Raw genomic sequence first — 25,482 nt, 5'->3', positions numbered from 1 at the left:
GTTGCGGTGGTGCGGTCTAGCGGACGCGGGCGGCGCCCGCGGGGATCAGCGCGCCGGGGGCGTCGGAGAAGAGCTCGTCGACGACGCGGTCGGCGAGGCCGAGGCCGGTGGTCATCCCGATGCCGGTCGTGACGGACACGACGCGGACGCCGGGGGCCGGAGCGGCCACCAGGAACTCGTCGGGTGCGGCGGCGTAGACGCCCTGCCAGCGCTCCCGCACCCGGAGGTCGGCGACGCCGAACAGCTCGCGCGTCTGCTCCAACAGGAGGGCGAACGCCTCCTCGTGCTGGAACGGCGACGCATCCGCCCCGCGCGCGTGCGTGTCGCCGACGATCAGGGTGCCGTCCGGCCGCTGCGTGAACATGAGGTTGACGTCCATCGCCGCCAGCGCCGGCTGCTCGACGGCGAGCCGCTCGCGCACAGCCTCGGCGCTGGGCGTCCGCGCGAAGCCGGAATAGCGGACCAGGGACCAGCCGGTGAGCACCGGCGCCGCAAGCGGCAGGTCGAGAGCGGCTTCGACCAGCATCATGTCGAGGCCGCAGCGTTCTATGCCGTGCGCCTCCGCGATGCCCGGGAACAGGTGGTCGACGTCATGCCCGACGGCGACGACCACGGCGTCGGCGGCGACGCGTCCGCGAGGCGTGCGGACCAGCCCCGGCTCGACCCCGGCGGCCGCGGTCTGCCAGAAGAAGTCCACGCCGTGGGCATCGAGCCAGCGAGCGATGGCCGCCGCGGCCTCCCGCGGGTCGATCTGCAGGTCGGAGGGGAGCAGCGCCCCGCCCACCGGGACGCCGTCGGCGACCGGGATGCGCTCCCGAACCTCGGCGGGCGTGAGGAGCTGGACGTCGTGGCCGCCGCGCCGCTCGCGGAACTCCTCCAGCACGGCGAGCTCGTCATCCGCTCGTGCCACCACGACGCTGCCCGACTCGCGCAGCCAGAACCCGGCCTCCGGCGCGAGCGTCAGCCACAGCTCGCGGGCGAGCTCGGCGTAGGCGCGAGCCTCGCCCTCCTGACCCGTGATGCCGAGATGGCCGAAGTTGCGGACGGACGCGCCCTGCACGCCGGACGCCCGGTCGATCACGGCGACGGTCAGTCCTCGCCGGAGCGCGGCGACGGCATGCCCGAGTCCGACGATCCCGGCGCCGACCACCGCGAGGTCGTAGTGCCTGCCCATCCGGAGCCTCCCTGCGTCCCCGCTCACCGCGTGCCTAGTTCGTGGGTCAGTGCGCCACGCTAGGAGCCCGGTGCGACGGTCGTCGCAACTGGAGGTAACGCGGGGGTGAACGGGGTGCGGACGGCGGGTGCGCGCGGCGCGTCGGGGCTCGGGCGTCAGGGCTCGGGGGTCGGGGCTCGGGCGCCGGCGCTCGGGCGCCGGGGCTTGCCCCGGTCGGAGACTCCGGTCGGAGAAAGGCGCTCAAATCTCCGACGCACCGCCGTGCGCGTGGAGATTTGTGGCGAAGGGGCCCGGGATGCCGACCGAAGCAGGCGAAACGCCGACCGAGGCGGGCGTGACTCCTGCGTAGGCGGCACGAGGCAACCTGTTGCAGTTTTGCGGCGGTCGGCGCAGAATTGCAGCATGGCCGATGGCGATAACACCCGCGAGTTCGATCCCGACATCGTCACCGACTTCCGGGAGAGGATGTCGTACGGCTCCTATCTGGAGCTCGACACGCTGCTCAGCGCGCAGCGCCCGGTGAGCCGCCCGGAGCACCACGACGAGCTGCTGTTCATCATCCAGCACCAGACGACGGAGCTCTGGCTGAAGCTGGTGCTCCACGAGCTCGAGTCGGCGCGCGACCTTCTGCGCGCCGACGACCTGTCGCCCGCGCTCAAGCGGATCGCCCGCGTGAAGCACATCCAGCGCACGCTCACCGAGCAGTGGTCGGTGCTCGCGACGCTCACCCCGACCGAGTATGCGGAGTTCCGCGGGTTCCTCGGCAACTCGTCCGGCTTCCAGTCGTACCAATACCGCGCCGTCGAGTTCGTGCTCGGCAACAAGAACCGCCGCATGCTGAGCGTCTTCGAGAGCGACCCGGCCGCCCACGCCCTCCTCGCGCAGCTGCTGGATGCGCCCAGCATCTACGACGAGTTCCTGCGCTATCTGGCGCGTGCCGGTTTCGCCGTGCCGGCCTCGCTGCTGGAGCGGGACGTCACGCAGGCACACGTCTTCTCTCCGGAGTTGGTGCCGGTCTTCCGCGAGATCTACGAGCACGCCAACGACCACTGGCCCGAGTACGAGGCCTGCGAGGAGTTCGTCGACCTGGAGGACAACTTCCAGCTCTGGCGCTTCCGCCACCTGAAAACCGTGCAGCGCACCATCGGCATGAAGACCGGGACCGGCGGGTCGACGGGAGCCGCTTTCCTGCAGAAGGCGCTCGAACTCACCTTCTTCCCCGAGCTGTACGCCGTCCGCACCGAGATCGGAGCGCCCGCATGAGCGAGCAACCCGCCGCTACGGCGCACCCCGCCGCCACCGCGCATCCCGGCGGCAGCGACTACCCCGGCGGCACCGACTCCCCCGCAGGCACCGACGCCTACCTCACGGTCGACGCTGTCTGGAACGGCCACCGGTTCCTCGGCGCCACAACCTTCCGCAGCGACGGCGAGCGCCTCCACCCGGTCAACGACATCCCGTCGCGGGCAGCGCACCACCACCTCGGCGGCACGCTCTTCCCACGACTCACCGACCACCACACTCACGTCGGGCTGACCGACCAGCACGCCGTCTTCGCCGGAGGCATCACCCACGCGATCGATCTCGGCTGGGTTCCCGCCGTCGCCGCCGGCTGGCTCGCCGACGACCTGACGCGCCCGGCCGTCGCGATCGTCGGATCGCTCATCACGTGTAAGGGCGGCTACCCGGTCAACGCCGGGTGGGGGCCGCCGGGCTCCTCGACGGAGGTCGGCGGCGAGCGGGAGGCACGGCTTGCGGTTCGGGCGAACATCATGATGGGAGCCTCCCGCATCAAGGTCACCCTCAACACTGAGGCCGGTGAAACTGTGGACGATCGCGTTCTCCACAGCATCGTCGCGGAGTCCCACGCGCAGGGCGTTCCGGTCACGGTCCACGTGCAGGGCGCGGGCCAGACCGCGCGGGCGGTCCGGGCCGGCGCCGACCAGCTCGCCCACGCGCCGTTCACCGAGCGCGTCGACGACGAACTCATCGCCGAGTGCGTCCGCCGCGGCATCGGCTGGGTCAGCACCCTCGACATCCACGGCTGGGGAGATCCCACCGAGCAGCACGGCATCGCCTCGGAGAACCTGGGCCGGTTCGCGCGCGCCGGCGGCCTCGTCCTCTACGGGACCGACCTCGGCAACGGCCCGCTCGCCGTCGGCGTGAACGAGCGGGAGCTGCGCGGGATGCTGGGCGCGGGTGTCGAGCCGCACGCCCTGATCCGGTCCATCGCCGGCCTGCGCCACCCCGACGACCACGTCGCGCCGACCATCGGCCCGCGCCTGGCCTGGCTCCCCACGCCGCCTCCCGCTGAGCCGGACGCCCTCCCCGGTTGGCTCGCCACCGCCCGCGGGCTGACGGCTCGCGCGCTCACCCGCGCGGCGGCCGACGGCACCGACGATGCTGGGGCTCCCACCGCATCCCCTCGCCCCTCCACTCCTGAGGATCACGCATGACCGACTTCGACACCGCCCCTCCCGCTGTCCTCTCGCCGGACCCGCTGACCGCCGCCCGCGCCCTGGATGCGGCCGACCCGCTTGCGGCCTTCCGCACGCGCTTCGCCGGCATCGACGACGGCACGAGCACGGTGACCGCCTATTTCGACGGCAACTCGCTCGGCCGTCCGACCCGTGCGAGCATCGAGCGCATCCAGCGCTTCCTCACGGAGGGATGGGGCGACCGGCTCATCCGCGGGTGGGACGAGGAGTGGATGGAACTGCCGTTCGTCATCGGCGACGACCTCGGCCGTGCCGCGCTCGGCGCAGCGCCGGGTCAGACCTTCATCGGCGACTCGACGACCGTCCTCCTCTACAAGCTGGCGCGGGCGGCCGTCGACAGCCTGCCGGAGCGCAGCGAAATCGTGCTCGACACGGACAACTTCCCGACCGACCGCTACCTGCTCGACGGCATCGCTCGCGAGCGCGGCCTGCGCCTGGTGTGGATCGAGGCGGACACCGAGGCGGGGGTGACGCCGGAGCAGGTCGCCGCGGTCGTCGGACCGCAGACCGCCCTCGTCGTGCTCAGCCAGGTCGCGTACCGGTCCGGCTTCCTGGCCGACCTGCCCGCCATCACGCGCATCGTCCACGACGCGGGCGCGCTGGTGCTGTGGGACCTCTGCCACTCCGCCGGGTCGGTGCCGATCGAACTCGACGCCGCCGGAGTCGACCTCGCCGTCGGCTGCACCTACAAGTACCTCAACGGCGGCCCCGGCTCGCCCGCCTTCGGCTACGTGAACGCGCGGCTCATCCCGCGGCTCGCTCAGCCGATCCAGGGGTGGATGGGCGCGAGCGACGTCTTCCTGATGGGCCCGGAGTACGTGCCGGCCGACAGCATCCGGCGCTTCCTCAGCGGGACGCCTCCCATCGTCGGGATGCTCGCCATGCGCGACACCATCGCGATGATCGAGGAGGCCGGGATGGACGCCGTGCGGGCCAAGTCCGTCGCGCTGACCGAGTTCGCCGTCGCCCTCGCCGACGAATGGCTGACCCCGCTCGGCGTGACGCTCGCGTCGCCGCGCGACCCCTCTCGCCGCGGCGGCCACGTCACGCTCAGCCACCCGGCCATGCGTGAGGTCACCTCGCTGCTGTGGCAGCGCGACGTCATCCCCGACTACCGCGATCCGGACGGCCTGCGGGTCGGCCTCTCGCCGCTCAGCACCAGCTTCGAGGAGGTCTGCGCCGGGATGGCCGCGGTGCGCGACGCCCTCGGCGAACTGACGCATGACTGACGTCGCCGCCGTCGTCCGCGATGACCCGGAGGCCGCCAGCGGCAGCGCGACAGCGCTGCTGCGCACCGTGGTGGGCAGCGTCCTGCGCCCGATCGGCGGCTGGACGAGCGCGGCGGGCGCCGTCCGGCTCATGGATGCGCTCGGCGTGCCCGCGGCGACGGCCCGGTCCAGCCTGGCGCGGCTGTGCGCGCGGGGCGTCCTGCGGCGGGAGCCCCTGGGCGGTGTCGCCGGGTACGCGCTCGATCCCGCCGCCGTTCCGATGCTGGAGCGCGGAGACGCCCGCATCTTCGGCGAGCGCGTCGAGGCATCCCGCTGGCTGCTGCTCTCGCTGTCCTTCCCGGAACGGGCTCGCGGTTCGCGCGACCGGTTGCGCCGCCGCCTCGCCGCGCTCGGTTGCGGCACGGTCGCCGACGGCCTGTGGGTCGCGCCGGCGGCGCTGGAGGGAGAGCTGGAGGCGGAGCTGACGGCCGCTGTGTCGGTGTCGTCGGCCGACATTCACCCGTCCGGCTCGCCGGTCGTGGCGATGTTCGCGGACGCCGCCCCGCGCGGAGATCTCGCCGCCGGGCTCGCCCGCTGGTACGACCTGCCGGCGATCCGCGCCGCGCACGAATCGTTCCTCGCACGGTTCGGCGACCTGCCGCATCCCCTCGACGACGCCCAGGCCTTCGCCACCTGGATGCGCGCCCTCGACGAGTGGCGCGTGATCCCATACCGCGACCCAGGACTCCCCGCCGCCGCCATCGCGCCGGACTGGCCCGGAGCCGCTTCCGCGCAGCTGTTCCGCCGACTGCGCGCAGAGCTGGAGGAGCGCGCCGTCTCCCACGCAGCAGCTGTCGCGGCACCGGACCGCATCCCCGTCTCCGCACGGTAGAATCGACGCGAAACCCCCACCCTTTGCGCCCGAGTGAGCGGAGTGTCCCCGTGCCGACAATCGTTGTTGAAGTGATGCCCAAGGCTGAGCTGCTCGACCCGCAGGGGAAGGCGGTCGCCGGAGCGCTCGCCCGCACCGGTCGCGGCGTCGTCAGCGGAGTGCGCGTCGGAAAGCGTTTCGAGCTGACCGTCGACGGCCCGATCGACGACGCGGTCCGCGCGACGGTGCAGGAGATCGCGGACGAGATCCTCTCCAACTCCGTGATCGAAGACGTGGTGGGCATCCACTACCCCGCCGAGGTGGACGCCTGATGCGCATCGGCGTCATCACCTTCCCCGGCTCGCTCGACGACCGCGACGCACTGCGCGCGGTCCGTCTCGCCGGTGCCGAGCCGGTCGCGCTGTGGCACGGCGAGCACGACCTGCAGGGCGTCGACGCCCTCGTGCTGCCGGGCGGCTTCAGCTACGGCGACTACCTGCGCTGCGGCGCCATCGCCTCCCTCTCGCCGATCATGACCGAGGTCGTGGACGCGGCCGAGAAGGGGATGCCCGTGCTGGGCATCTGCAACGGCTTCCAGATGCTGGCGGAGGCGCATCTCGTCGCCGGCGGCCTGATCCGCAACGACCACGGCACCTTCATCCGGCGCGACCAGCACCTCACGGTCGAGAACACGCAGACGCCGTGGACGAGCGGGTTCGAGCAGGGCCAGGAGATCGTCATCCCGCTGAAGAACGGCGAGGGCGGCTTCATCGCGTCGGCCGAGGAGCTGGCGCGTCTCGAGGGCGAGGGCCTCGTGGTCTTCCGCTATGCGGGCGTCAACCCGAACGGCTCGCTCGACGACATCGCCGGTGTCCGCAACGAGCGCGGCAACGTGGTCGGCCTCATGCCGCACCCCGAGCACGCGGTCGAGCCCGGCTTCGGCCCGGACACCCCCGACGCGATGCGCTCGGGCACGGACGGCCTGACGTTCTTCACCTCCGTCATCCGCTCGGCGCTCGTCGAGGCGTAACGGCTCAGTTCGCCGCGGGGCTCTGCGGAGCCTTGGGCGGCATCGCCCTGACCTGATCCAGCGCCACGCCGATCCACTCGCGCAGCCGGTCGGGCTCCGACTTCCACGCCTCCGGCATCGCGACGTACCCACCCATCGGCCGCTCGGGCGGCCCGTACGGCCCGGCGCCGTCGATCGCCAGCAGCTCGTCCAGCACCCTCGCGTCGGGCAGGCGCACCCCGACCTGATCGCCGAACAGCCCGGCGAACATGTTGCCGTTCACGAACGCGGCCAGGTTGGCGAACATCGGCCGGACGCGCACATCCGGCGCGTCGGGCACCACCGAGCGGAACAGCTCCTCGGTCTCCTTCGACGGGCGCGGAACGTGCATGGCGGCCTCCTCGCGGAACACGATAGCGCGGGGCGTCGTGGCACGGCCATCCGGCTTACCCGCGCAGAACCGCCCGTTGCACAACGACGTCAGACTCTCTCAGACCAGCGGGCGAAATAGTCGTCCACTTCTTCGTGCGACCGGGTGTCGAGTGTCTGCCATTCTCGTGCCGCCTGCGTTGCGACGGACAGCGCCTCCTCCTCGGACAGCGGACCGCGGGGGTCGTCGACAAGGTCGCTGATGTTCATCCAGACTCGGTAGGCCGCGGGACCGTGGCGGGACTCCATGAGGTCGCTGAAGCGACCGCCGGCGGCCATGAGCACCGAATAGATCCGGTCGGTGCCAGACGCGAGAATCGCGGCCGTCACATCCGCCATCGCGTTGCCGAAGTCGAGTTCATGCGACACTGCCACCCTCCGATGCGTCTTCCTCTTCGTCCTCACGGTCTACGGGTCGAACCGGTGCGCCGAGGCGTCCGTCGCTGTGCGGTAGAGCTCGACCCAGCCGACGATATCGATATCGGCGGCGTGCAGAGGAGTCTCGAGCTCCGGCCATCCCTTCTTGGGCAGACAGATGTACGCGAAGAACGGAAAGCGGTCGATTGCCGCCACATCGTCGCCGTGGAACCGCGATGTCAGAATGAAGCGGCGCAGATCTTCTCCGACGTTGAAGTGCTGCCCGACGACCGCGGGATCCAGGTCGACCAGGAGCGCCGATCTGCCGGTATCGAAGGCGAGCGCCGTGATCACTGTGCATCGCCGAACGGCCTCGAACAGCGCGCTGTCAAAGGAGCTGAGGTAGTAGACGCTCATTCAGATCGTCTCGACCGCGAACCCGGCCCAGGTGAGTGCATCGACGGCCAGCTGGAACACTCCAGGTGACCTGTCTGCAGCCTCGGGCGCGACCGAGTTCCGATACAACACGATGCTCATCGGTAGCGCGAGCATTTCGGAGTCGATCGTGTACGTGTCGCCATGCAGTGTGACCCGCAGACCGGTTCTGCCAAGGATCTGGACGGTCGATCCGGACGGGTCCTCGATGGTGTCGGCCGACAGCATCCGAAACGTCGTCATTGCCGCCCCAAAATCGTCGAATCGTGGTCCGAGGTGCGCCCTCTGTCATAAAGGCCGCCGCGGCTAGTACCGCTCACAGGCGCAACCCGTCGGCGTCGAGCTGGTCGGATGCCCAGAGCACGTCATCCCCGTCGAGCACCCACACGTCGGCCGAACTCTGCTGCGCAAGCCGCTGGACCCAGGATACGAACACCGTCTCCCAACGACACTCCACCGTGCAGGCAGTGAGTGACGAGAGCGGCGACACAGGCGGACGCCCCACAGTGCGTTCCGGCGTTTCCGGAGGCAGCTGCAACTCCGCCAGCCACTCGTCGGACGTCATGGCGAACACGGTGAGCATGCGGCCCTCGGCATCGACGAGTTGGGCCATATCCGGAGTGCGGTGACCGCCGTTCTCGGCGAGCATCGATGCGAACTTCTCGAACAGATCGCTGTCCTCAGAGACCACGTGGGCACTTTTCATTTCGGCTCCTCTCCCTGCGGTTCGTCTCCGTCACTGTGTCCTCCCCGTCTCGTAGGCGAGTCGGCCGAGGTGCTCCTGCTGAGCCAGATAATCCGCGATCTGCTGGGCGTGCCCCGCATCCCGTGCGTCGACTGCGAACATTCCGGCGGATGACCATTCCACGAGTGCACCTCGCTCGGTCAACTCGCGAACGACCTCTTCACGGAACCGCGACTCCGGCCGTACGAAATGGACGCGGAACACGTAACGACCAGACGGATGTACGACCCTCCGCACGAGGAAGTCGGCATCGACCTCCACCCTGTCGCCGACGCCAGATCGGATCTCGGTGGACAGCCTCGCGGATGCCGGTCACTCTGCGCCCGGCTCGCGATTGTCGGAGGGATGCGCCGATTCGCGCATCGCCCCGCTGGGCGCGTCCGGAGCGTCCGGCACCACTGAGCGGAACAGCTCCTCGGTCTCCTTCGACAGGCGTCGGACATACATGGCGGCCTCCTCGCGGGACACCTTAGCGTGGGACGCCGACCGCCCGACGGCTCGCTTTCACCACATTCGGGAACCGCGACCTCCGTCGTGGACACTTCATAGATGTGAGGGGAATCCGAATCGACGAGCCGGACGTGCTTGAACGCGTGAACGCCGGAGATCCGGACGCGTTCGGGGCACTGTTCGACCTGCACCACGACCGCGTGTTCCGCCAGGCCGTCCGGCTGACCGCATCCATCCACGACGCGGAGGACGTGACCGCTGTCGTGTTCCTCGAGGCGTGGCGCCGGCGGTATTCGATGCGGGTCGTGAACGGCTCGGTCATCGGCTGGCTGCTGGTGATGACGAACTTCGTCTTCCGCAACTACGCACGTGCCTCGCGGCGGTATCGGGACGGCCTGCGACAGCTGCCACCCCCGGAGCACTCTCCCGATCACGCGGCCGCCGTGGACGACCGCATCGACCGGGATGCGCGCCGCGCCGCGTTGCGCACGGCGCTCGCGACACTGCCGAGACGCGACCAGGACATCCTGACTCTCTGCGTGCTCGAAGAACTCAGCACAGCCGAGGCGGCCGAGGCGCTGGGGATCGCGCCCGGAACCGTGAAGTCGCGCCTGTCCCGGGCCAAGTCCCGACTCGCAGAACTGATGAACGGAGGAGAGCGATGAGCGACGAGCCGACCTTCGACCCGCGCCGCAAGGCGGCGATCCGCGAACTCGTGGTCGACAACGCGGCCGCCCACCCCGGACGTGCCGGCGGCCGCAAGCGCACCGCGCTCGTGGCGACGCTCGTCGTGCTCGCCCTGACCATCTCCGGCGGCTCGGTCGCGTACGCGCTCGGCACCGGGCTGTTCGACCCCGCGCCGGTCGCACCGACCACGTCGCCGACGCCGACGGTAACGCCGACGCCGACACCGACATCCACGCCGACGCCGACCCCGACTCCGACGGCGGCCGCCCCCGATCCCGCGGACCCATCGACCTGGACGATCGACTTCAACGGAGTCGGCCCCTTCCGGCTGTCGATGCCGATCGTGTCGGTCCCTTCCGCCGCATCAGGCTTCGCGGATGAGACGGATGAGCGATGCAAACCCCGGCAGGTCGACCTCGTAGCATCGGATCATCTGGGCATCTCCGCGTTCTCGCCGCAGCAGCAGCCGGACACAGTGGATTCGCTCTTGTTGAACTACAACTTCACGATTTACGGCGACCCGGCTCCCGTGACGCCGCGCACCGATCGGGGCATCGGCATCGGAAGCACGACAGAGGAGCTGCTCGCCGCCTACCCGGGGATCGCACTCACCGGCACGTACAACGAGGTGGCCGACAATTACGGACTCCAGGACAGCGCGGGCACGTGGATCGTCTTCAGGACGCTTCACGACCGCGTCGACGTGATCATGGTGAGCCCTGTGTCTGTCATTCCGAGCGAGTTCTGCCCGGCGTGACGCCCGGTAGACTGGAGCACATCCCCGCCCAGCCCCGCCCAGCCTGGAGTGCCCGCGTGACCGACACCGCCACCGCCCACGTCGTCGACACCGTCGCGAACGCGATCGAGACCCCGGAGCGGGAGCAGCCGTTCGCGGCTCTCGGGCTCAAGGAGGACGAGTACGCGCGCATCCGCGAGATCCTCGGCCGCCGCCCGACCAGCGGCGAGCTGGCGATGTACTCGGTGATGTGGTCGGAGCACTGCTCCTACAAGTCGTCGAAGATCTACCTGCGGCAGTTCGGGCAGAAAGTGAGCCCGGCGATGAAGAAGAACCTCATGGTCGGCATGGGCGAGAACGCCGGCGTCGTGGACGTCGGCGAGGGCTGGGCGGTCACCTTCAAGGTGGAGTCGCACAATCACCCCTCCTACATCGAGCCGTTCCAGGGCGCCGCGACCGGCGTCGGCGGCATCGTTCGCGACATCATCTCGATGGGCGCCCGCCCGGTCGCCGTGATGGACCAGCTGCGCTTCGGCGCCATCGACAACCCGGACACCGCGCGCGTCGTGCACGGCGTCGTCTCCGGCATCTCCTTCTACGGCAACTGCCTGGGCCTGCCCAACATCGGCGGCGAGACCTACTTCGACCCGGTGTACCAGGGCAACCCGCTGGTCAACGCCCTCTCGGTGGGCGTGCTCCGCCATGAGGACCTGCACCTGGCGAACGCGTCCGGCGCGGGCAACAAGGTCGTGCTGTTCGGTGCGCGCACCGGCGGCGACGGGATCGGCGGGGCCAGCATCCTCGCGTCCGACACGTTCTCCGCGGGCGGCCCGACGAAGCGTCCGGCCGTGCAGGTCGGCGACCCGTTCGCCGAGAAGGTGCTTATCGAGTGCTGCCTGGAGCTGTTCCGCGACAAGCTGGTCGAGGGCATCCAGGATCTGGGCGCCGCCGGCATCTCCTGCGCAACCAGCGAGCTCGCCTCCAACGGCGACGGCGGGATGTTCATCGAGCTCGACAAGGTGCTCCTGCGCGACCCGAGCCTCACCGCTGAGGAGATCCTCATGTCGGAGAGCCAGGAGCGCATGATGGCCGTCGTCAAGCCGGAGCTGCTCGACGCCTTTCTCGCCGTCACCGCCAAGTGGGATGTCGAGACCAGCGTGCTGGGCGAGGTCACCGAGACCGGCCGCCTCGTCATCAACTGGAAGGGCGAGGAGATCGTCAACGTCGACCCGCGCACCGTCGCGGTCGATGGTCCGGTCTACGAGCGTCCTGTCGCCTACCCGACCTGGATCGACGCGCTGCAGGACGACTCGGCCTCTGTGCTCGCCCGCCCGACGACCGGCGACGAGCTGCGCGAGCAGACGCTCGCCCTCCTCGGCAGTGCCAACCTCGCCGATAAGGGCTGGGTCACCGACCAGTACGACTACTTCGTGGGCGGCAACACCGCGCTCGCCTTCCCCGACGACGCGGGCATGATCCGCGTCGACGAGGAGTCGGGCCTCGGCTTCGCCATCGCGACCGACGCCAATGGCCGCTACTGCCAGCTCGACCCGAAGCAGGGAGCCAAGCTGGCGCTGGCCGAGGCGTACCGCAACGTCGCCGCCTCCGGCGCGGTGCCCGTCGCGGTCACGGACTGCCTCAACTTCGGCAGCCCGGAGAACCCCGAGGTCATGTGGCAGTTCTCGGAGGCCGTCGAGGGACTCTCCGACGCCTGCCTGGAGCTCGAGATCCCGGTCACCGGCGGCAACGTCTCCTTCTACAACCAGACGGGAGACACCCCGATCTTCCCGACCCCGGTGGTCGGCGTGCTCGGCGTGATCGACGACGTCGCCCGCCGCATCCCGAGCGGCTGGCAGGACGAGGGCGAGAACATTTACCTCCTCGGCGTCACCCGCGAGGAGCTGGACGGCTCGGCCTGGGCCGGCACCATCCACGGCCACCTCGGCGGCCACCCGCCGGCGGTCGACCTGGACGCCGAGCGCTCGCTCGCCGAGGCGCTGCACGCGGCCTCGCTGGAGGGTCTGGTCTCGTCCGCCCACGACCTCGCGGACGGCGGCCTGGCGCAGGCCCTCGCCGAGAGCGTCATCCGCTTCGGCGTCGGCGCCCGCGTGTGGCTCACCGAGATCGAGGAGCGCGACGGGGTGGATGCGGCGACCGCGCTCTTCTCGGAGTCGACGGCACGCGTCCTGGTCACCGTCCCGCGCGAGGACGACGTGAAGTTCCGCGGCCTGTGCGAGGGTCGCGGCATCCCCGCGCTCCGCATCGGCGTGACGGACGCCGAGGTCGGCGCCCAGCCCGTGCTCGAGGTGCAGGACCTCTTCACGATCGGCCTGGAGGAGCTGCGCGGCGTGCACCGCTCGACGCTCCCCGAGCGCTTCGGCCCGACGGTCGCGTAACCCCGCACCACCTCCCCAGCCATCCGCTCCGGAGTTTTTCGCCCCCGACACGCGGTCTGAGGGCGAAAAACTCCGGAGCAGGCGGCGGGGGTCGCTACGGTGAGGGCATGACCCGTGCCCGCGCCGACGAGCTGCCGACGCCTCCACTGCTCTCACGGCGGGCCCGCCGCGTCGTGTCCGTCACCGCCATCGTGCTGCTGTGCGTGCTCATCCTCGCCAGCCTCGCGTCGTCGTCACCGTGGCCGTCCGCCCTCGCGATCCGCAGCGTCTTCGAGAAGGGCGCCGCCGAGACGGTCGCCGAAATGAAGCCGTTCGTGCCCACCACCGGGGTGACGGCCCAGACCGGCCTGCGGTACGCACCCGGCTCGCCCGACACGACGTTCGACATCTTCCGCCCCGGCAGCGCCACCGACCCGCTCCCCACCGTGGTCTGGATCCACGGCGGCGCCTGGATCTCGGGCGCCAGCTCCAATGTCGACCCCTACCTGCGCATCCTGGCCGACCAGGGGTTCACGACCGTCGGCCTCAACTACACCGTCGGACCCGAGGCGACCTACCCGACCGCCGTCCGACAGCTCAACGACGCGCTCGCGTACCTGGACGCGCACGCCGAGACGCTCGGCATCGACCCCAGCCGCATCATCCTCGCCGGCGACTCCGCCGGGTCGCAGCTCGCCAGCCAGCTCGCCGTCCTGACCACCAGCCCCGAATACGCGAACCTGATGGGGATCGCACCCGCACTCCAGCCGGACCAGCTGTCGGCCGTCGTGCTCAACTGCGGCGTCTACGACCTCGACGCGCTCGCCAGCCTGACCGGGATCGACGGCTGGGGCTTCAAGACGGCCCTGTGGTCGTACAGCGGCACGAAGGACTGGTCCCAGACCTATGTCGGGTCCACGATGTCGACCATCCAGCACGTCACCCCCGCCTTCCCGCCCACCTACATCTCCGGCGGCAACGGCGACGGCCTCACCTGGACGCAGTCCGTGCCGATGGCCGCCGCCCTGCGCGCGAAGGGCGTCGACGTGACCGAGCTGTTCTGGCCCGCCGACCACGAGCCCGCGCTGCCGCACGAGTACCAGTTCCACCTGAAGTTCGCGGAGGCGCACACGGCGCTGGATGCGACGATCGCCTTCCTCCGCGCCCACAGCTAACGCGCCGCGGCCTCCTGGGCGGCCAGCTCGGCCTGACGGCGGGTGAACAGCCGGACGCGCTGCTGGGTGAGCAGGATGCCGGCGAACACAATCACGGCGCCCACCGGTTCGTTCCACGTCAGGTGCTCGCCGAGCACGAGGATGCCGAGGGCCACGCCCACCACCGGCGTCACGTAGGTGACACCCGACGTCGCCGTCGGGCCCCACGCGCGCAGCACGTTCATGTTCCAGATGTAGACGACGCCCGTCCCGAGGGCGCCGAGCGCCAGCAGGGAGAGCAGCACCGGCCAGCTGAACGTGATCGGGTGCCACGCCACCACCGGCGTCAGCAGGATCATGATGACCGCCGCCAGCCCGATGTTCATGAGTGCGCTCGTCGTCGCGGACACCGCCCGCGGGCTGATGAACGTGCGGATGTAGCCGAAGCTGAAGCCGTAGCACGTGACCGCTCCGAGGCAGGCGAGCTGGCCCCAGAGGCTGCCGGCCAGCGCATCCACCGCCCAGGGCCCGACCACCACGACGACGCCGACGACACCGATCAGCACGCCGAGCACCTGGTCACGGTTGAGCTTCTCGACCCGGAACGCGGCGGTGACGAGGATCGCCGTCGTGATCGGCGTGACGGCGTTGTAGATGCTCGCGAGGCTGGAGGACACGTACTGCTCGGCCCATGCGAACAGGAGGAACGGGATGACGCAGTAGGTGACCGCGACCACCGTGAAGTGCAGCCAGACGATCGGCTCCCGCGGCAGTCGCGCGCGCATGATGAGCGCGATGATGCCCAGCGTCAGCGCACCGAACACGAGCCTCGCCCACGCGACCTGGCCGAAGCTCACGCCCTCGAGGGCCACCTTCATGAACAGGAAGCTGGCGCCCCACACGAGCCCCATGGCGACGAACTGCACAGCGACCTTCACCCAGTCGACGCTAGCGGGTGCCACCGACCCCGCGCGTGCGGGAATCGGACACGGATGGATGAGATCCGGCCAGCCGGTATTTGGTAGCGTTCCCGGAGGGGGGAACATGTTTCGAACGAATAGGCGCGATCGCACCGTTGCGGCCGCGGGGATGCTCGTCGCGCTCGCCATCGCGCTGTCCGGCTGCGCGCTCTTCGACGGAGGGGCGCAGGCGAAGCCGGTCGCGCGGCACACGACGGCGAAGCCGAAGCCGACGCACTCCGCGCCGCCGTCGCCGACGCCCAGCGCGACACCGACGCCGACGGCACCGCCGCCTCCGCCACCGACGCTCGCTCCCGTCCCGTCGGGCACCACCGTCGCCGAGGCGAGTGTCGCGTCGCCCAAGGGCAGCATCCACTTCCACTACCGGATCGTGTCGAACGGCGACAACACGTACTCGATCCAGTACAGCGGGTTCACCTCGAGCGTCCCGGTGCCCGTCTCGGTCACCTTGCTCGACGTCCCACCGCAGGTCGGGGACGGCCTCACCTGGCATGGCGTCGCCGACCACGCCCTCGGCGGCCCCACGGCCGGCGCGGCCGCCGCCTCGACGGTCCCGCTGGGCTACGTCGGCAACCCGTCATACCTCGGCACCCTGGTGACCTACTCGTCCGTCGCGTCGCCCGACGGCGTCCCCGTGGAGCTCGGCCCGGACAAGGTGCTCGCGGTGAACACCGTCCGCTGGTCGATCCCCGAGCGCGCGACCAACGTGCATCCCGTCGACGGCGGGGCGCGTGCGGGCGCGGCAGGGGGCGTTGCGGAGACCACCCCCTCCGGTGCTCCCGCGCGGTACGTGGTGGCGGCCGGAGACACGTTCGACGGCGTCGCGCAGCGGTTCGGCATCACCTCGCAGGACCTGCTCTGGCTGAACCCGAGCGGTCGCGCGTACGACGGCAGCCTCAACCTGCTCGAGAATCAGTCGCTGAACCTCGATCCTCAAGCCCTCTGACCTGCGGTTTCACACCGCCGGCCTACCCCCATGCGACCGCGCGCGCCAGGATGGGAATACCTCGCCCCCTGTCGCGTTGTATGCGTTTGCATAGAAACGGCGAGAACAAACCTGAGGAGCCAGTCATGCAGTACGGAATCTTCTCCGTCAGCGACATCACCCGCGACCCCGTGTCCGGTGAGACGCCGAGCGAGGCGGAGCGCATCGACGCGATCGTGAAGATCGCGAAGCACGCGGAGGAGGTCGGGCTGGACGTCTTCGCCATCGGCGAGCACCACAACCCGCCGTTCTTCTCCTCGTCGCCCACCACCCTGCTGGCCCACATCGCTGCCCTCACCGAGCGGCTCACGGTCACCACATCCACCACCCTGATCACCACGAACGACCCGGTGCGCATCGCCGAGGAGTACGCGATGCTCCAGCACCTGTCGAAGGGCCGCATGGACCTCATGGTCGGGCGCGGCAACACCGGCCCGGTGTACCCGTGGTTCGGCCAGGACATCCGTCAGAGCCTGCCGCTCGCGCTCGAGAACTACAACCTCCTGCACCGCCTGTGGCGCGAGGACGTCGTCGACTGGGAGGGACGCTTCCGCACGCCGCTGCAGGGCTTCACCTCCACGCCGCGCCCCCTCGACGACGTGCCGCCGTTCGTCTGGCACGCCAGCATCCGCACCCCGGAGGTCGCCGAGCAGGCCGCGTTCTACGGCAACGGGTTCTTCGCCAACAACATCTTCTGGCCGAAAGAGCACTTCCAGCGTCTGATCGCGTTCTACCGCGAGCGCTTCGAGCACTACGGCCACGGCACCGCCAAGCAGGCGATCGTCGGACTCGGCGGCCAGGCCTTCATCGCGAAGAACTCGCAGGACGCGAAGAACCAGTTCCGCCCGTACTTCAACGAGGCCCCGGTCTACGGCAACGGTCCGACGATGGAGGAGTTCACGGACGCGACCCCGCTGACCGTCGGCAGCCCGCAGGAGGTCATCGACAAGACGCTGACATTCCGCGAGTGGGCGGGCGACTACCAGCGCCAGCTGTTCCTGATGGACCACGCCGGCCTGCCGCTCAAGACGGTGCTCGAGCAGCTGGACCTGCTCGGCGAGCACGTCATCCCCGTCCTCCGCAAGGAGACCGAGGCGCGCAAGGACCCGGAGACGCCGGACGCCCCCACCCACGCGTCCCTCGTGAAGGCGAAGTACGGCGACGCGGACCCGCGCCAGCCGCGCCCGAACGCGAACCGCGGAGACAACGTCACCGGCGCCTCCCCCTACCAGGACACCGACGAGCAGGTCGAGGTGAGCTACCCGGCGCTCTGACGCCGGGCAGCATCCACCGACCATCGATCGAGACAAGGACAGACCATGAACACATCAGACCTGCGGCCGTTCCGCGTCGTCGTGGTGAACGCGGGCGTCAGCGACCCGTCGTCCACCAAGATGCTCGCCGACCGCCTCGCGCTGCGCGTGGAGGCCGCCGCCCAGCGCGACGGCCGCACGGTCGAGACGCTCAACCTCGACCTGCGCGAGCTCCTGCCGGAGCTGGGCGCCGCCCTCGCGTCCGGCCACCTGGGACCGAAGTTCACCAAGGCGATCGAGGCGCTGAAGTCGGCCGACGGCATCATCGCCACTGCCCCGGTGTACAAGGCGGGGCCGAGCGGGCTGTTCACCTCGTTCTTCCAGGTGCTCGACAACGACCTGCTGATCGCCAAGCCGGTCGTGCTCGGCGCGACCGCGGGCACCGCCCGTCACGCGCTGGTCGTCGACGGCGAGATGCGGTCGCTGTTCGCCTTCCTCCGGACGATGACCACGCCGACTTCGGTGTTCGCGTCGACCGAGGACTGGCAGGACAAGGCCCTCGGCAAGCGCATCGACCGCGCCGCCCGTGAACTGGTCGTGCTGATGGAGTCCGAGGTCGAGTCCAAGATCACGGACACCTCGTGGGACAGCTACCAGCACGAGTTCGGCTCGGCCGGCGGCAACGAGCTGGGCATCGACCTCGGCTCCGACCTCATGCGCCTCGCCGCCGGCGGAACGCTTCCCACCACCCGCTGACCGGCGACCGGCAGGCGCTCGCCCTCGCGGGCGGGCGCCTGTTCGCGTTCCAGGCGCCGGGCGAGCCAGTAGGCGAGGTAGGCGCATGGCCATGCTGCGCACCGAGTTTCGGCTGCTGTGCCAAGCCGCCCGCTGCTGGCCGTGCGGAGGAGCTATCGACTACCTGCTGCGCGACGGCTACGACGCCTTCGAGCCGGACCACTACTTCCCCGTCAGCATCCACCCGCAGTACGAGGAATCTCCCGCGAACTTCCGCCCTTCCCATCGCAGCTGCAATCGCAGCCGGGGAGATGCGCACCACAGGCCGGCCTCGGCACCAGCTCGCGCATGGTAGTAGAAACAGCACAGTCCCTCCGGACAACGTGTCCAGGGGGCTGGCTGCGCGGTGACAGGCGGTCAGTCGAGACGCCGGTATCGCCCAACCCTGTACTTCTTATCGTGAGTGGCGATGACGATAAAGATCACACCAAACAGGCAGGCCAACCCCGCGAAAACATACGAAGCGGTGTTGTTGGCCGTGATACCAAAGACGGTCACGCATGCTGCAAGACCAAGCCAAGCGAATCCGGTCCAGAGCCGTGGCAAACCAAACGACCACCTCATCCAACGGGGAAGGTCATGCGACTTACTCATTCTTCATCCTCGACAAGCAGTGATATTGGGCAGTCCCTGGGTAGCAACGTATCCGATCGCACCGGAAAGGAAGCGGACCAACCAGCCGGGACCATAGAGCGTTCCCAGCCCAACACCGATCGCAATGTAACAGTCGGGGGTGCCGAACGCTTCGGGGTTCGCGGGGGTCCCGTAGCCAGTAAGCGCGATGGTCTGGACCTTTGCGCCGTTGATGTACTTCTGCAGATACGAACCTTTGCATGTGTTGAGCGCGGTCCCCGGCTTGAGGAAGTAGCTGCTGCCGTTCTGAAGCACGCAGTTGTACGAGTACACACCGGTCGACGGGTCAGCGATGACGGGGAACGCTGTGTGCTCGCTGAACTCGACCACCTGGGTGAGGGTACTCCCGTGCACCTCGTAGCGGGTCGGCACCGGGCTGCCGTTGGCGTCCTTCGCCCAGGCTTCACCGAAAACCCGCAGCGGCGACCCGTCCGCTGCGACAACCGCAACAGTACCGTTCGCATCCTGCGTGAGGGTCGCCCCCTGGGGAACGCCGATCGGGTAGTCGTACCGTCTCGGAGCGTTGGCATTGTCGATCACCGTATTGATCTGCAGGGCTCCGTCAGCCTTGATGAGCGGGACGGTGGTCGAGCCGTTCTTGTTGTCGTACGCCACGACGCCCGGAAGCTGCGAGTCCGTCGCGTCGGACGCGTGCTGGGCAAACGGCAACCCGATCTGAACCGAGTCCCCGAGCGAGAGACCGTCGGTCGGGTCAGCCGGGACCACGACCCTGCCGCCCTCGACGGTGGCAGCCGCGGCGGTGACGCTGTCCCTACTCGTCGCGGCAAGGCCGGAAAGCGACTCAGGCGCGACACCTTGGATCGCGGCCACCGCATCCACTGCGTTGACCTCCTCAGCGTCCAGCGCGGCGAACCCGGTCAGGCTTGCCGCGATAACGCAGACCCCGGCCAGCATTGCGGCTGGCATCAGTACACGAAACTTCTTCATTGAGTCTTTCTCTTCGTTCAACACCGAACGAAATGAACTGGGGTTGTCCGTCACCCGGCAAACCGGAACGGTCGGCAGTTCACTACTCCTGGTCGGTTAGGCCTGTTACTCCTTTAGACACAGCCAGCCTCAGTTCATGACGCCGAGCCGTGGACTTTTTTGAGCAACGCTCGACGCTGCGCATGCTCAGCGGGGACTCACCGGTCGAAGGGGTGTTCAGATCGCGGGAGCGGTGTGGCCAGCTGCCAGCCGCACGGGATGCCGCGCACCGTGCCTGCGATCAAGGGGAACGGGATCACCATGACGCAGGCGATCATCCCGAAGCGCAGCACCCAGATGTCGCCGATCGGATCGCGCAGCGGGCCGATGAACGCGACGGCGATGACGAGATGGCGAAGCCGAGTCAGTCGGTCCCGTAAGAGAGCAACGGCATCATCGCGACGGCCCCGGTGTACAAGGCGGGACCGAGCGGGCTGTTCACCTCGTTCTTCCAGGTGCTCGACAACGACCTGCTGATCGCCAAGCCGGTCGTGCTCGGCGCGACCGCGGGCACCGCCCGTCACGCGCTCGTCGTCGACGGCGAGATGCGGTCGCTGTTCGCCTTCCTCCGGACGATGACCACGCCGACCTCGGTGTTCGCATCGACCGAGGACTGGCAGGACAAGGCCCTCGGCAAGCGCATCGACCGCGCCGCCCGCGAACGGCGGCAACGAGCTGGGCATCGACCTCGGCTCCGACCTCATGCGCCTCGCCGCGGGCGGGACGTTGCCGGGCACGCGCAAGTAGCGCAGCATGACGGAACGACGGGCCCCGGGCGACCGGGGCGCGTCGTCGTGTGCGGCCAGGCAAGGCTCAGATCGCGACAGCCGACCAGTCGATGACGGCGACGGGTACGCCGGTGCGTTCCAGGTCGTCCTTCAGCGACGTCCGGAACTGCTCGTGCCGACCCCACCAATTTCCGCCCCACACCAGCGATAACGCACCGCCGACGCGCCCGGAGGTCGCCAGCGGGAGAAATCGACCGTCCACCGCCATCACCATCACGGCTCCGGACATGCGGAAATCCAGCCCGACCACCGAGATGTCGCTCCACGGGAGTTGGGAGATGCGACCGTCTTCCGAGATCAGGAAGAGGCAACGCCGACCGAGCACGAGCCGGCGGCGGGAGTAGGGCGAACCGCCCGCGAAGTAGACCGGACGCGCGTTGCTCGGCCCCCGCATCCGTGCCCGCTTGTTGTGGTAGCCCGGATACTCGAGGCGGACTAGTTCAATACCCGCCGCCAGCACGAAAACGGCGACGATGATCGGCCGTTTCGCTGGGTTCGGAACGGCCGAAATGCCGACGATAATGCAGGCGGCCAACGCCATGAGAATGACCGCCGCGTCGCCGAGGCGCGCGGTAATCGATGCGCGACGCAACGGCGAGCGCGCCCGCTCGACGGCGACGTCGAGCTCGTCGACCAACTTCCAGTCGTCCGTCAGAAGACGCACCGGGCGGTCGCTCTCGTCGAGCGTCGTGACGCGGAGCAGGGCTTCGTCCGTCGGCCGAAGCGTCGTCGCACCGCTCATGACTGGATGACGCCCCCCTGAGGCCGGCCCTCTGCACCCGAAACCCGGACCGACTCGACTCGACTCGACTCGACTCACCCTAACGAGCGACCGGAGCCCGATCAACGTCCCGCACGGCCGCGTGCCTTTCCCCTCGCGAACACGCCGCCGCGCCACCCGCCCTGCGGCTCGCTGCCGCGCGGGGCCGGGGCGATAGGGTCGGGGTAGAACAGGGAGGTCTTGGGGTTGGACATTCTCAGCGTGCTGCATACGATCGGCGTGATCGTGTGCCTCATCCTGGCGCTCACCGGGCTCATCCCGGTCATCGCCGCGGCCGCGACTTTCATCGTCATCCCCTTCCACGCCTGGATCAACCACTACAAGAAGGCCGCCCCCTACCTCCCGCGCGTAGCGATCGTCGTTCCGGCGTGGAACGAGGGAGCGGTGATCGGCGCATCCATCGACCGCCTGATGAAGCTGGACTATCCGCGCGAGGCGCTGCGCATCTACGTGGTCGACGACGCGAGCACCGACGACACCCCCGACGTCGTCCGCGCCCGGGCCGAGCTGTATCCGGGCAACGTCCACCTGCTCCGCCGGGAACAGGGCGGCCAGGGCAAGGCGCACACCCTCAACCACGGCATCGCGAAGGTGCTGGAGGACGACTGGATGGAGGCGCTCCTCATCATGGACGCCGACGTCATCTACACCCCCGAGTCGCTGCGGCGCATGACCCGGCACCTGGCCGACCCCGACGTGGGCGCCGTGTCGGCGTACATCAGCGAGGGCAGCAGCGACCGCAACTACCTCACTAAGTTCATCAGCGTCGAGTACGTGCTCTCGCAGCCGGCGGCCCGTCGCGCGCAGAACGTGCTGGGCGCGCAGGCGTGCCTTGCCGGCGGCGCCCAGCTGCACACCCGCGAGAACCTGCTCGCGATCGGCGGCCGCATCGACACGTCCTCGCTGGCGGAGGACACGATCACCACGTTCGAGACGCAGCTGCTCGGCAAGAAGGTCGTCTTCGAACCGCACGGTCACGTGCTCGCCGAGGAGCCCCGCGCGGTCGACGCCCTCTGGAAGCAGCGGCTCCGCTGGGCGCGCGGCAACGTGACGGTCACCGCGCGGTACTCCAAAGTGTGGTTCCGGCCGTCCCGCCTCCACCACCTGGGCGGCATCAGCTTCGGCATCGTCTGGTTCAGCCTGTGGCTGCTCCCGCTGATCATGATCCTGTCGTCGATCGGCCTCGCCGGGCTGCTGTTCCTGCAGGACGGGGTCGCCACCACGGTGTTCCGCATCCTGTGGATCTCGGCCGCGCTCGCCTACCTCTTCGTCCTCATCCTGGGAGCGCAGACCGACGGGAGGTCGACCAGGCACGAGCTGGGTCACGTCCTGCTGTTCCCCGGCATCATCAACATGCTCGTCATGATCACAGCCCTGTTCCCGCCGGTCATGCTGGTGTGGCTCCCCGCCCTGTTCGGCGTGACCCTCAGTGAGCCGGGCCTGTTCACCATCACGCTCGCGATCTACATCTGGATCCCGTTCTCCATGGTCGTCGCCTGGCTCGCGCGCAAGGCGGAGAAGGTCCGCGCCGGCCGGTGGCTGTCGCCGGCGCTGATCTACCTGGCCGGATACGGGTCCCTGCTGTGCGCGATCACATTCGACTCGTACCTCAAGGAACTCGCGGGCGCGGAGGCACGCTGGGACAAGACGGAGAAGGTCGGCCGGGTCGCCGCAGGCTGACGTGGTACCGCGGGATGACATCCTCCGGATGACACGGCTGCGCAGCGATGAGTCTCCGGGCCGATGCCTGCTCTCCGTCCCGCGGCCAGGCTGGAGGCATGACCTCAGTTCCCGCTGCTGCGCCGCCGGCCATCGTCGCCACCGCACTCACCAAGTCCTACGGCCCCTCCGTCGCGCTCGCCGGCGTCGACTTCCGGGTCGCCCCCGGCGAGTCCGTCGCCATCATGGGCGCATCCGGATCGGGTAAGACCACGCTGCTTCACTGCCTGGCCGGCATCGTCACGCCCGACAGCGGATCGGTATCGCTGGCGACCGCGACCGGCCCGCTCGAGATCACGACGCTGGATGAGGCCGGTCGGTCGCGACTGCGGCGCGAGGCATTCGGGTTCGTGTTCCAGCAGGGGCTGCTCCTGCCCGAGCTGACAGCGATCGAGAACGTGGCACTGCCCCTGATGCTGACCGGGACGGACCGCCGCGCCGCCGAGCAGACGGCCGCGATGTGGCTCGCCGCCCTGGGCCTCGCCGGGTACGAGACGCGCCGCATCGGCCAGCTCTCCGGCGGCCAGGCGCAGCGCGTGGCGATCGCCCGGGCACAGACCACCGGCGCCGCCGTCGTGTTCGCGGACGAGCCGACCGGCGCCCTCGACTCGCAGACATCCGCCGAGGTGATGGATGCGCTCATCCGCTCGACCACGGATCGCGGCCGGTCGCTGGTCGTCGTCACGCACGACGAGACCGTCGCCGCACGGTGTTCGCGCGTCCTCCGCCTCGCCGACGGGCGCATCGTGGACGAGGTGAGCGCCCGATGACGACTTTGCGACTCGCGTGGCTGTTCGGACGGCGCAGCGTCTCCGCCCGCTCCACCGTCATCCTGCCGATCGTGGCTTTTGCTGTCGTGACGGCGCTGCTCCTGATCGTCGCGGGTGGCGCTCAGGCGTTCTTCTCGTGGACGGACGACATCGCCGGCCTCTACCAGGTGCTCGCGGTCATCGCCCTCTCCCTGCTCGTGGTGCCGCTCGTCGCGCTCGGCGGTTCCGCCGCACGGCTCTCGGCGCGGCGGAGGGACGACCGGCTCGCGAGCCTCCGGCTGCTCGGTGCGACACCGGCCCTGGTGACCGCGCTGACGGTCATCGAATCGACCGTGCTGGCGCTCGTCGGGGCGATCGCCGGTGCCCTGGTGGCGCTGCTCGTCTCGCCACTGGTGGCGCTCATCCCGTTCCGCGGCGAGCCGCTCGGGATGTCCATCCTGCTGTCCCCGCTGTCGGTGGCCGTCGCCGTCGCCGGCATCGGGGTCCTGGCCGCGGTCAGCGCCGTCGTCGGGCTGCGCGGCGTCATCCTGTCTCCCCTCGGCGTGCGCACGCGGCAGCAGGCGCCGCGGGTGCACTGGGTACGCGTCCTCATCACGGTCGGCGTGGTGGCCGTCGTCGCTGTCGCCATGACCGCGCTGCGGGCCGTGGCCGACATCGGGATCGTGATGGCCGTGCTCGCCGTCGGGTTCGGCGGGAGCATCGCCGTTCTGAACCTCATCGGCCCGTGGGTCCTGCGGCTGGTCGCCTCCGGGCAGGCCCGTCGGGCGCGAACCGCCCGACGCCTGCTGGCGGCTCGCGCGGTGCTCGAGTCGCCGAAGGCCGCCTGGCGACAGGTATCCGGTGTCGCGATGACCAGCTTCATGGCCGTGTTCGCGGGCGTCGGCGTCGCCCTGATGGATGCGGCGGGCGACTCGGGCGACCCGCAGTCGCGGCTGCTGGTCGCGGACATCCGCACCGGCGTGCTCATCACCGTCATCGCGTCGTTCCTGATGGTCGCGTGCTCGGCCGGCGTCAACCAGGCGGCCGCCATCCTCGACCGCCGCGACCTCTACGTGAGCCTCGACCGGATCGGGATGCCCGTCGCCGAGATGAACGCGGCGCGCAGCCGCGCCGTCCTGTCGCCCCTGCGGGTGACCGCGATCGGGTCGGCGGTCACGGCGGCGGTCGTGGTGCTGCCGCTCACCGGGATGAGCCTCCTGCTGTCCCCGCTCACGCTCGTGACGGTGGCGGCGTGCCTGGCCGCCGGCGTGCTGCTCGTGTGGGCGGCTCTGCGGGCCACGCGGCCGGTTCTCACGCGGGTGCTCGCGGAGCCGTCGCCCAGTCTGTGACCCAGTAGGGTCGAAGCATGCCCGAAAACAGCGACGTGGCGGCTGCGCTTGAGCAGCTGCACAGCATCCGGCAGAGCATCGACAACATCGACGCCGCGGTCATCCACATGCTCGCGGAGCGGTTCAAGTTCACGCAGCAGGTGGGTGCGCTCAAGGCCGAGCACGGGCTCCCGGCGGCCGACCCGGAGCGCGAGAAGGAGCAGATCCAGCGCCTCCGGGCCCTGGCTGAGGAGAGCCACCTCGACCCCGCCTTCGCGGAGAAGTTCCTGACCTTCATCATCGCGGAGGTCATCCACCACCACGAGCGCATCGCCGGCGAGAACGGCAAGTAGCGG

30 protein-coding genes are annotated in these 25,482 nt (G+C 69.6%); 19 read left to right on the top strand and 11 right to left on the bottom strand.

Annotated elements, in window-relative coordinates; translation table 11 throughout:
* Positions 1–16 precede the first annotated feature (16 nt).
* The gene (locus tag ACF1AJ_RS16290) at positions 17–1,174 is read right to left on the bottom strand and encodes a TIGR03364 family FAD-dependent oxidoreductase (RefSeq protein ID WP_391508294.1); all 1,158 of its coding nucleotides are present in this window, start codon (positions 1,172–1,174) and stop codon (positions 17–19) included.
* 402 nt (positions 1,175–1,576) lie between these two features.
* Here ACF1AJ_RS16290 and kynA point away from each other — a divergent pair, with 402 nt between their 5' ends.
* From kynA to purQ, 6 genes are read left to right on the top strand one after another with little or no spacing between them, the layout of a single operon-like run.
* Positions 1,577–2,437 (top strand): tryptophan 2,3-dioxygenase, encoded by an 861-nt coding sequence (gene kynA, locus ACF1AJ_RS16285; protein ID WP_391508293.1) that lies wholly within the window; start codon positions 1,577–1,579, stop codon positions 2,435–2,437.
* On the top strand, positions 2,434–3,630 hold the full coding sequence (locus tag ACF1AJ_RS16280) for a hypothetical protein (RefSeq protein WP_391508292.1): 1,197 nt from the start codon (positions 2,434–2,436) through the stop codon (positions 3,628–3,630). The genes kynA and ACF1AJ_RS16280 overlap by 4 nt, the downstream gene beginning before the upstream one ends.
* Positions 3,627–4,901 carry a kynureninase gene (locus tag ACF1AJ_RS16275; protein WP_391508291.1) on the top strand — a complete coding sequence of 425 codons (1,275 nt, stop codon included), beginning with the start codon at positions 3,627–3,629 and terminating at the stop codon, positions 4,899–4,901. Before ACF1AJ_RS16280 ends, ACF1AJ_RS16275 begins: the two co-directional genes overlap by 4 nt.
* On the top strand, positions 4,894–5,772 hold the full coding sequence (locus ACF1AJ_RS16270) for a PaaX family transcriptional regulator C-terminal domain-containing protein (protein ID WP_391508290.1): 879 nt from the start codon (positions 4,894–4,896) through the stop codon (positions 5,770–5,772). The genes ACF1AJ_RS16275 and ACF1AJ_RS16270 overlap by 8 nt, the downstream gene beginning before the upstream one ends.
* Positions 5,773–5,822: 50 nt before the next feature.
* Positions 5,823–6,083 carry a phosphoribosylformylglycinamidine synthase subunit PurS gene (gene purS / locus ACF1AJ_RS16265; RefSeq protein ID WP_029042938.1) on the top strand — a complete coding sequence of 87 codons (261 nt, stop codon included), beginning with the start codon at positions 5,823–5,825 and terminating at the stop codon, positions 6,081–6,083.
* On the top strand, positions 6,083–6,781 hold the full coding sequence (purQ, locus tag ACF1AJ_RS16260) for a phosphoribosylformylglycinamidine synthase subunit PurQ (RefSeq protein ID WP_391508289.1): 699 nt from the start codon (positions 6,083–6,085) through the stop codon (positions 6,779–6,781). Before purS ends, purQ begins: the two co-directional genes overlap by 1 nt.
* A 4-nt stretch (positions 6,782–6,785) precedes the next feature.
* On the opposite strand, the gene ACF1AJ_RS16255 is transcribed toward purQ, so the two are convergent.
* From ACF1AJ_RS16255 to ACF1AJ_RS16225, 7 genes are all read right to left on the bottom strand, one after another.
* Entirely contained in the window at positions 6,786–7,151 is a 366-nt protein-coding gene (locus ACF1AJ_RS16255) for a TfoX/Sxy family protein (RefSeq protein WP_391508288.1), read from the bottom strand.
* An 89-nt stretch (positions 7,152–7,240) separates the two neighbouring features.
* Entirely contained in the window at positions 7,241–7,558 is a 318-nt protein-coding gene (locus ACF1AJ_RS16250) for a hypothetical protein (RefSeq protein ID WP_391508287.1), read from the bottom strand.
* 39 nt (positions 7,559–7,597) lie between these two features.
* A complete protein-coding gene (locus ACF1AJ_RS16245) occupies positions 7,598–7,963 on the bottom strand; it encodes a hypothetical protein (protein WP_391508286.1) in 366 nt (121 codons plus the stop codon).
* The gene (locus ACF1AJ_RS16240) at positions 7,964–8,224 is read right to left on the bottom strand and encodes a hypothetical protein (protein WP_391508285.1); all 261 of its coding nucleotides are present in this window, start codon (positions 8,222–8,224) and stop codon (positions 7,964–7,966) included. It lies immediately after the preceding gene.
* A 73-nt stretch (positions 8,225–8,297) separates the two neighbouring features.
* The gene (locus tag ACF1AJ_RS16235; protein ID WP_391508284.1) at positions 8,298–8,687 is read right to left on the bottom strand and encodes a hypothetical protein; all 390 of its coding nucleotides are present in this window, start codon (positions 8,685–8,687) and stop codon (positions 8,298–8,300) included.
* Between the two features lie 30 nt (positions 8,688–8,717).
* Complete coding sequence (locus ACF1AJ_RS16230) at positions 8,718–8,987, bottom strand: DUF4265 domain-containing protein (protein WP_391508283.1); 270 nt, start codon at positions 8,985–8,987, stop codon at positions 8,718–8,720.
* Between the two features lie 51 nt (positions 8,988–9,038).
* On the bottom strand, positions 9,039–9,173 hold the full coding sequence (locus ACF1AJ_RS16225; protein WP_391508282.1) for a hypothetical protein: 135 nt from the start codon (positions 9,171–9,173) through the stop codon (positions 9,039–9,041).
* Positions 9,174–9,307: 134 nt separating this feature from the next.
* On the opposite strand from ACF1AJ_RS16225, the gene ACF1AJ_RS16220 reads away from it, so the two are divergent.
* The 4 genes from ACF1AJ_RS16220 (at position 9,308) to ACF1AJ_RS16205 (ending at position 14,149) form a co-directional block, all read left to right on the top strand.
* Complete coding sequence (locus ACF1AJ_RS16220) at positions 9,308–9,841, top strand: RNA polymerase sigma factor (protein WP_391508281.1); 534 nt, start codon at positions 9,308–9,310, stop codon at positions 9,839–9,841.
* Entirely contained in the window at positions 9,838–10,620 is a 783-nt protein-coding gene (locus ACF1AJ_RS16215; RefSeq protein ID WP_391508280.1) for a hypothetical protein, read from the top strand. Before ACF1AJ_RS16220 ends, ACF1AJ_RS16215 begins: the two co-directional genes overlap by 4 nt.
* A gap of 56 nt (positions 10,621–10,676) precedes the next feature.
* The gene (purL, locus tag ACF1AJ_RS16210) at positions 10,677–12,995 is read left to right on the top strand and encodes a phosphoribosylformylglycinamidine synthase subunit PurL (protein ID WP_391508279.1); all 2,319 of its coding nucleotides are present in this window, start codon (positions 10,677–10,679) and stop codon (positions 12,993–12,995) included.
* Between the two features lie 107 nt (positions 12,996–13,102).
* Entirely contained in the window at positions 13,103–14,149 is a 1,047-nt protein-coding gene (locus ACF1AJ_RS16205; RefSeq protein WP_391508278.1) for an alpha/beta hydrolase, read from the top strand.
* Here the strand turns inward: ACF1AJ_RS16205 and ACF1AJ_RS16200 are convergent.
* Positions 14,146–15,066 (bottom strand): DMT family transporter, encoded by a 921-nt coding sequence (locus ACF1AJ_RS16200; RefSeq protein ID WP_391508277.1) that lies wholly within the window; start codon positions 15,064–15,066, stop codon positions 14,146–14,148. The two genes, ACF1AJ_RS16205 and ACF1AJ_RS16200, sit on opposite strands and share 4 nt — an antisense overlap.
* A 106-nt stretch (positions 15,067–15,172) precedes the next feature.
* Here ACF1AJ_RS16200 and ACF1AJ_RS16195 point away from each other — a divergent pair, with 106 nt between their 5' ends.
* From ACF1AJ_RS16195 to ACF1AJ_RS16180, 4 genes are all read left to right on the top strand, one after another.
* Positions 15,173–16,054: a LysM peptidoglycan-binding domain-containing protein gene (locus tag ACF1AJ_RS16195; protein ID WP_391508276.1), complete on the top strand. Its 882-nt coding sequence runs from the start codon at positions 15,173–15,175 to the stop codon at positions 16,052–16,054.
* A 125-nt stretch (positions 16,055–16,179) separates the two neighbouring features.
* Positions 16,180–17,367: an LLM class flavin-dependent oxidoreductase gene (locus ACF1AJ_RS16190; RefSeq protein ID WP_391508275.1), complete on the top strand. Its 1,188-nt coding sequence runs from the start codon at positions 16,180–16,182 to the stop codon at positions 17,365–17,367.
* Positions 17,368–17,412: 45 nt separating this feature from the next.
* A complete protein-coding gene (locus ACF1AJ_RS16185) occupies positions 17,413–18,102 on the top strand; it encodes a CE1759 family FMN reductase (RefSeq protein WP_354477386.1) in 690 nt (229 codons plus the stop codon).
* 91 nt (positions 18,103–18,193) lie between these two features.
* Positions 18,194–18,436, top strand: coding sequence for a hypothetical protein (locus ACF1AJ_RS16180; protein ID WP_391508274.1), 243 nt, complete (start codon positions 18,194–18,196; stop codon positions 18,434–18,436).
* A 302-nt stretch (positions 18,437–18,738) separates the two neighbouring features.
* Here ACF1AJ_RS16180 and ACF1AJ_RS16175 read toward each other — a convergent pair whose 3' ends face one another.
* Entirely contained in the window at positions 18,739–19,776 is a 1,038-nt protein-coding gene (locus ACF1AJ_RS16175; RefSeq protein WP_391508273.1) for a hypothetical protein, read from the bottom strand.
* 395 nt (positions 19,777–20,171) lie between these two features.
* Between ACF1AJ_RS16175 and ACF1AJ_RS16170 the strand changes: the two genes are divergently transcribed.
* Positions 20,172–20,603 carry an NAD(P)H-dependent oxidoreductase gene (locus ACF1AJ_RS16170; RefSeq protein WP_391508272.1) on the top strand — a complete coding sequence of 144 codons (432 nt, stop codon included), beginning with the start codon at positions 20,172–20,174 and terminating at the stop codon, positions 20,601–20,603.
* Here the strand turns inward: ACF1AJ_RS16170 and ACF1AJ_RS16165 are convergent.
* Positions 20,575–21,291 (bottom strand): hypothetical protein, encoded by a 717-nt coding sequence (locus ACF1AJ_RS16165; protein ID WP_391508271.1) that lies wholly within the window; start codon positions 21,289–21,291, stop codon positions 20,575–20,577. The genes ACF1AJ_RS16170 and ACF1AJ_RS16165 overlap by 29 nt on opposite strands.
* 240 nt (positions 21,292–21,531) lie before the next feature.
* On the opposite strand from ACF1AJ_RS16165, the gene ACF1AJ_RS16160 reads away from it, so the two are divergent.
* The 4 genes from ACF1AJ_RS16160 (at position 21,532) to ACF1AJ_RS16145 (ending at position 25,479) form a co-directional block, all read left to right on the top strand.
* On the top strand, positions 21,532–23,010 hold the full coding sequence (locus ACF1AJ_RS16160; RefSeq protein ID WP_391508270.1) for a glycosyltransferase: 1,479 nt from the start codon (positions 21,532–21,534) through the stop codon (positions 23,008–23,010).
* Positions 23,011–23,108: 98 nt separating this feature from the next.
* On the top strand, positions 23,109–23,819 hold the full coding sequence (locus tag ACF1AJ_RS16155; protein ID WP_391508269.1) for an ABC transporter ATP-binding protein: 711 nt from the start codon (positions 23,109–23,111) through the stop codon (positions 23,817–23,819).
* Positions 23,816–25,147: an FtsX-like permease family protein gene (locus tag ACF1AJ_RS16150; protein WP_391508268.1), complete on the top strand. Its 1,332-nt coding sequence runs from the start codon at positions 23,816–23,818 to the stop codon at positions 25,145–25,147. Before ACF1AJ_RS16155 ends, ACF1AJ_RS16150 begins: the two co-directional genes overlap by 4 nt.
* Before the next feature lie 17 nt (positions 25,148–25,164).
* A complete protein-coding gene (locus ACF1AJ_RS16145) occupies positions 25,165–25,479 on the top strand; it encodes a chorismate mutase (protein ID WP_309854470.1) in 315 nt (104 codons plus the stop codon).
* Positions 25,480–25,482 lie beyond the last annotated feature (3 nt).

It is taken from the genome of Leifsonia sp. NPDC014704 (genome assembly GCF_043083605.1).
Taxonomy (GTDB): Bacteria; Actinomycetota; Actinomycetes; order Actinomycetales; family Microbacteriaceae; genus Leifsonia.
The sequence above is the reverse complement of the archived record's forward strand: the minus strand, read 5'-3'. Positions and strand labels throughout refer to the sequence as shown.

What these genes read in the sequence shown, in the direction of transcription:
- ACF1AJ_RS16195 (WP_391508276.1), top strand. Translation starts at nt 15,173, where the DNA reads ATGTTTCGAACGAATAGGCGCGATCGCACCGTTGCGGCCGCGGGGATG.
- ACF1AJ_RS16205 (WP_391508278.1), top strand. Translation starts at nt 13,103, where the DNA reads ATGACCCGTGCCCGCGCCGACGAGCTGCCGACGCCTCCACTGCTCTCA.
- ACF1AJ_RS16150 (WP_391508268.1), top strand. Translation starts at nt 23,816, where the DNA reads ATGACGACTTTGCGACTCGCGTGGCTGTTCGGACGGCGCAGCGTCTCC.
- ACF1AJ_RS16255 (WP_391508288.1), bottom strand. Translation starts at nt 7,151, where the DNA reads ATGCACGTTCCGCGCCCGTCGAAGGAGACCGAGGAGCTGTTCCGCTCG.
- ACF1AJ_RS16215 (WP_391508280.1), top strand. Translation starts at nt 9,838, where the DNA reads ATGAGCGACGAGCCGACCTTCGACCCGCGCCGCAAGGCGGCGATCCGC.
- ACF1AJ_RS16290 (WP_391508294.1), bottom strand. Translation starts at nt 1,174, where the DNA reads ATGGGCAGGCACTACGACCTCGCGGTGGTCGGCGCCGGGATCGTCGGA.
- ACF1AJ_RS16225 (WP_391508282.1), bottom strand. Translation starts at nt 9,173, where the DNA reads ATGTATGTCCGACGCCTGTCGAAGGAGACCGAGGAGCTGTTCCGCTCA.
- ACF1AJ_RS16165 (WP_391508271.1), bottom strand. Translation starts at nt 21,291, where the DNA reads ATGAGCGGTGCGACGACGCTTCGGCCGACGGACGAAGCCCTGCTCCGC.
- kynA (WP_391508293.1), top strand. Translation starts at nt 1,577, where the DNA reads ATGGCCGATGGCGATAACACCCGCGAGTTCGATCCCGACATCGTCACC.
- ACF1AJ_RS16190 (WP_391508275.1), top strand. Translation starts at nt 16,180, where the DNA reads ATGCAGTACGGAATCTTCTCCGTCAGCGACATCACCCGCGACCCCGTG.
- ACF1AJ_RS16145 (WP_309854470.1), top strand. Translation starts at nt 25,165, where the DNA reads ATGCCCGAAAACAGCGACGTGGCGGCTGCGCTTGAGCAGCTGCACAGC.
- ACF1AJ_RS16280 (WP_391508292.1), top strand. Translation starts at nt 2,434, where the DNA reads ATGAGCGAGCAACCCGCCGCTACGGCGCACCCCGCCGCCACCGCGCAT.
- ACF1AJ_RS16180 (WP_391508274.1), top strand. Translation starts at nt 18,194, where the DNA reads ATGCTGCGCACCGAGTTTCGGCTGCTGTGCCAAGCCGCCCGCTGCTGG.
- ACF1AJ_RS16275 (WP_391508291.1), top strand. Translation starts at nt 3,627, where the DNA reads ATGACCGACTTCGACACCGCCCCTCCCGCTGTCCTCTCGCCGGACCCG.
- ACF1AJ_RS16270 (WP_391508290.1), top strand. Translation starts at nt 4,894, where the DNA reads ATGACTGACGTCGCCGCCGTCGTCCGCGATGACCCGGAGGCCGCCAGC.
- ACF1AJ_RS16240 (WP_391508285.1), bottom strand. Translation starts at nt 8,224, where the DNA reads ATGACGACGTTTCGGATGCTGTCGGCCGACACCATCGAGGACCCGTCC.
- ACF1AJ_RS16185 (WP_354477386.1), top strand. Translation starts at nt 17,413, where the DNA reads ATGAACACATCAGACCTGCGGCCGTTCCGCGTCGTCGTGGTGAACGCG.
- ACF1AJ_RS16155 (WP_391508269.1), top strand. Translation starts at nt 23,109, where the DNA reads ATGACCTCAGTTCCCGCTGCTGCGCCGCCGGCCATCGTCGCCACCGCA.
- ACF1AJ_RS16235 (WP_391508284.1), bottom strand. Translation starts at nt 8,687, where the DNA reads ATGAAAAGTGCCCACGTGGTCTCTGAGGACAGCGATCTGTTCGAGAAG.
- ACF1AJ_RS16245 (WP_391508286.1), bottom strand. Translation starts at nt 7,963, where the DNA reads ATGAGCGTCTACTACCTCAGCTCCTTTGACAGCGCGCTGTTCGAGGCC.
- purQ (WP_391508289.1), top strand. Translation starts at nt 6,083, where the DNA reads ATGCGCATCGGCGTCATCACCTTCCCCGGCTCGCTCGACGACCGCGAC.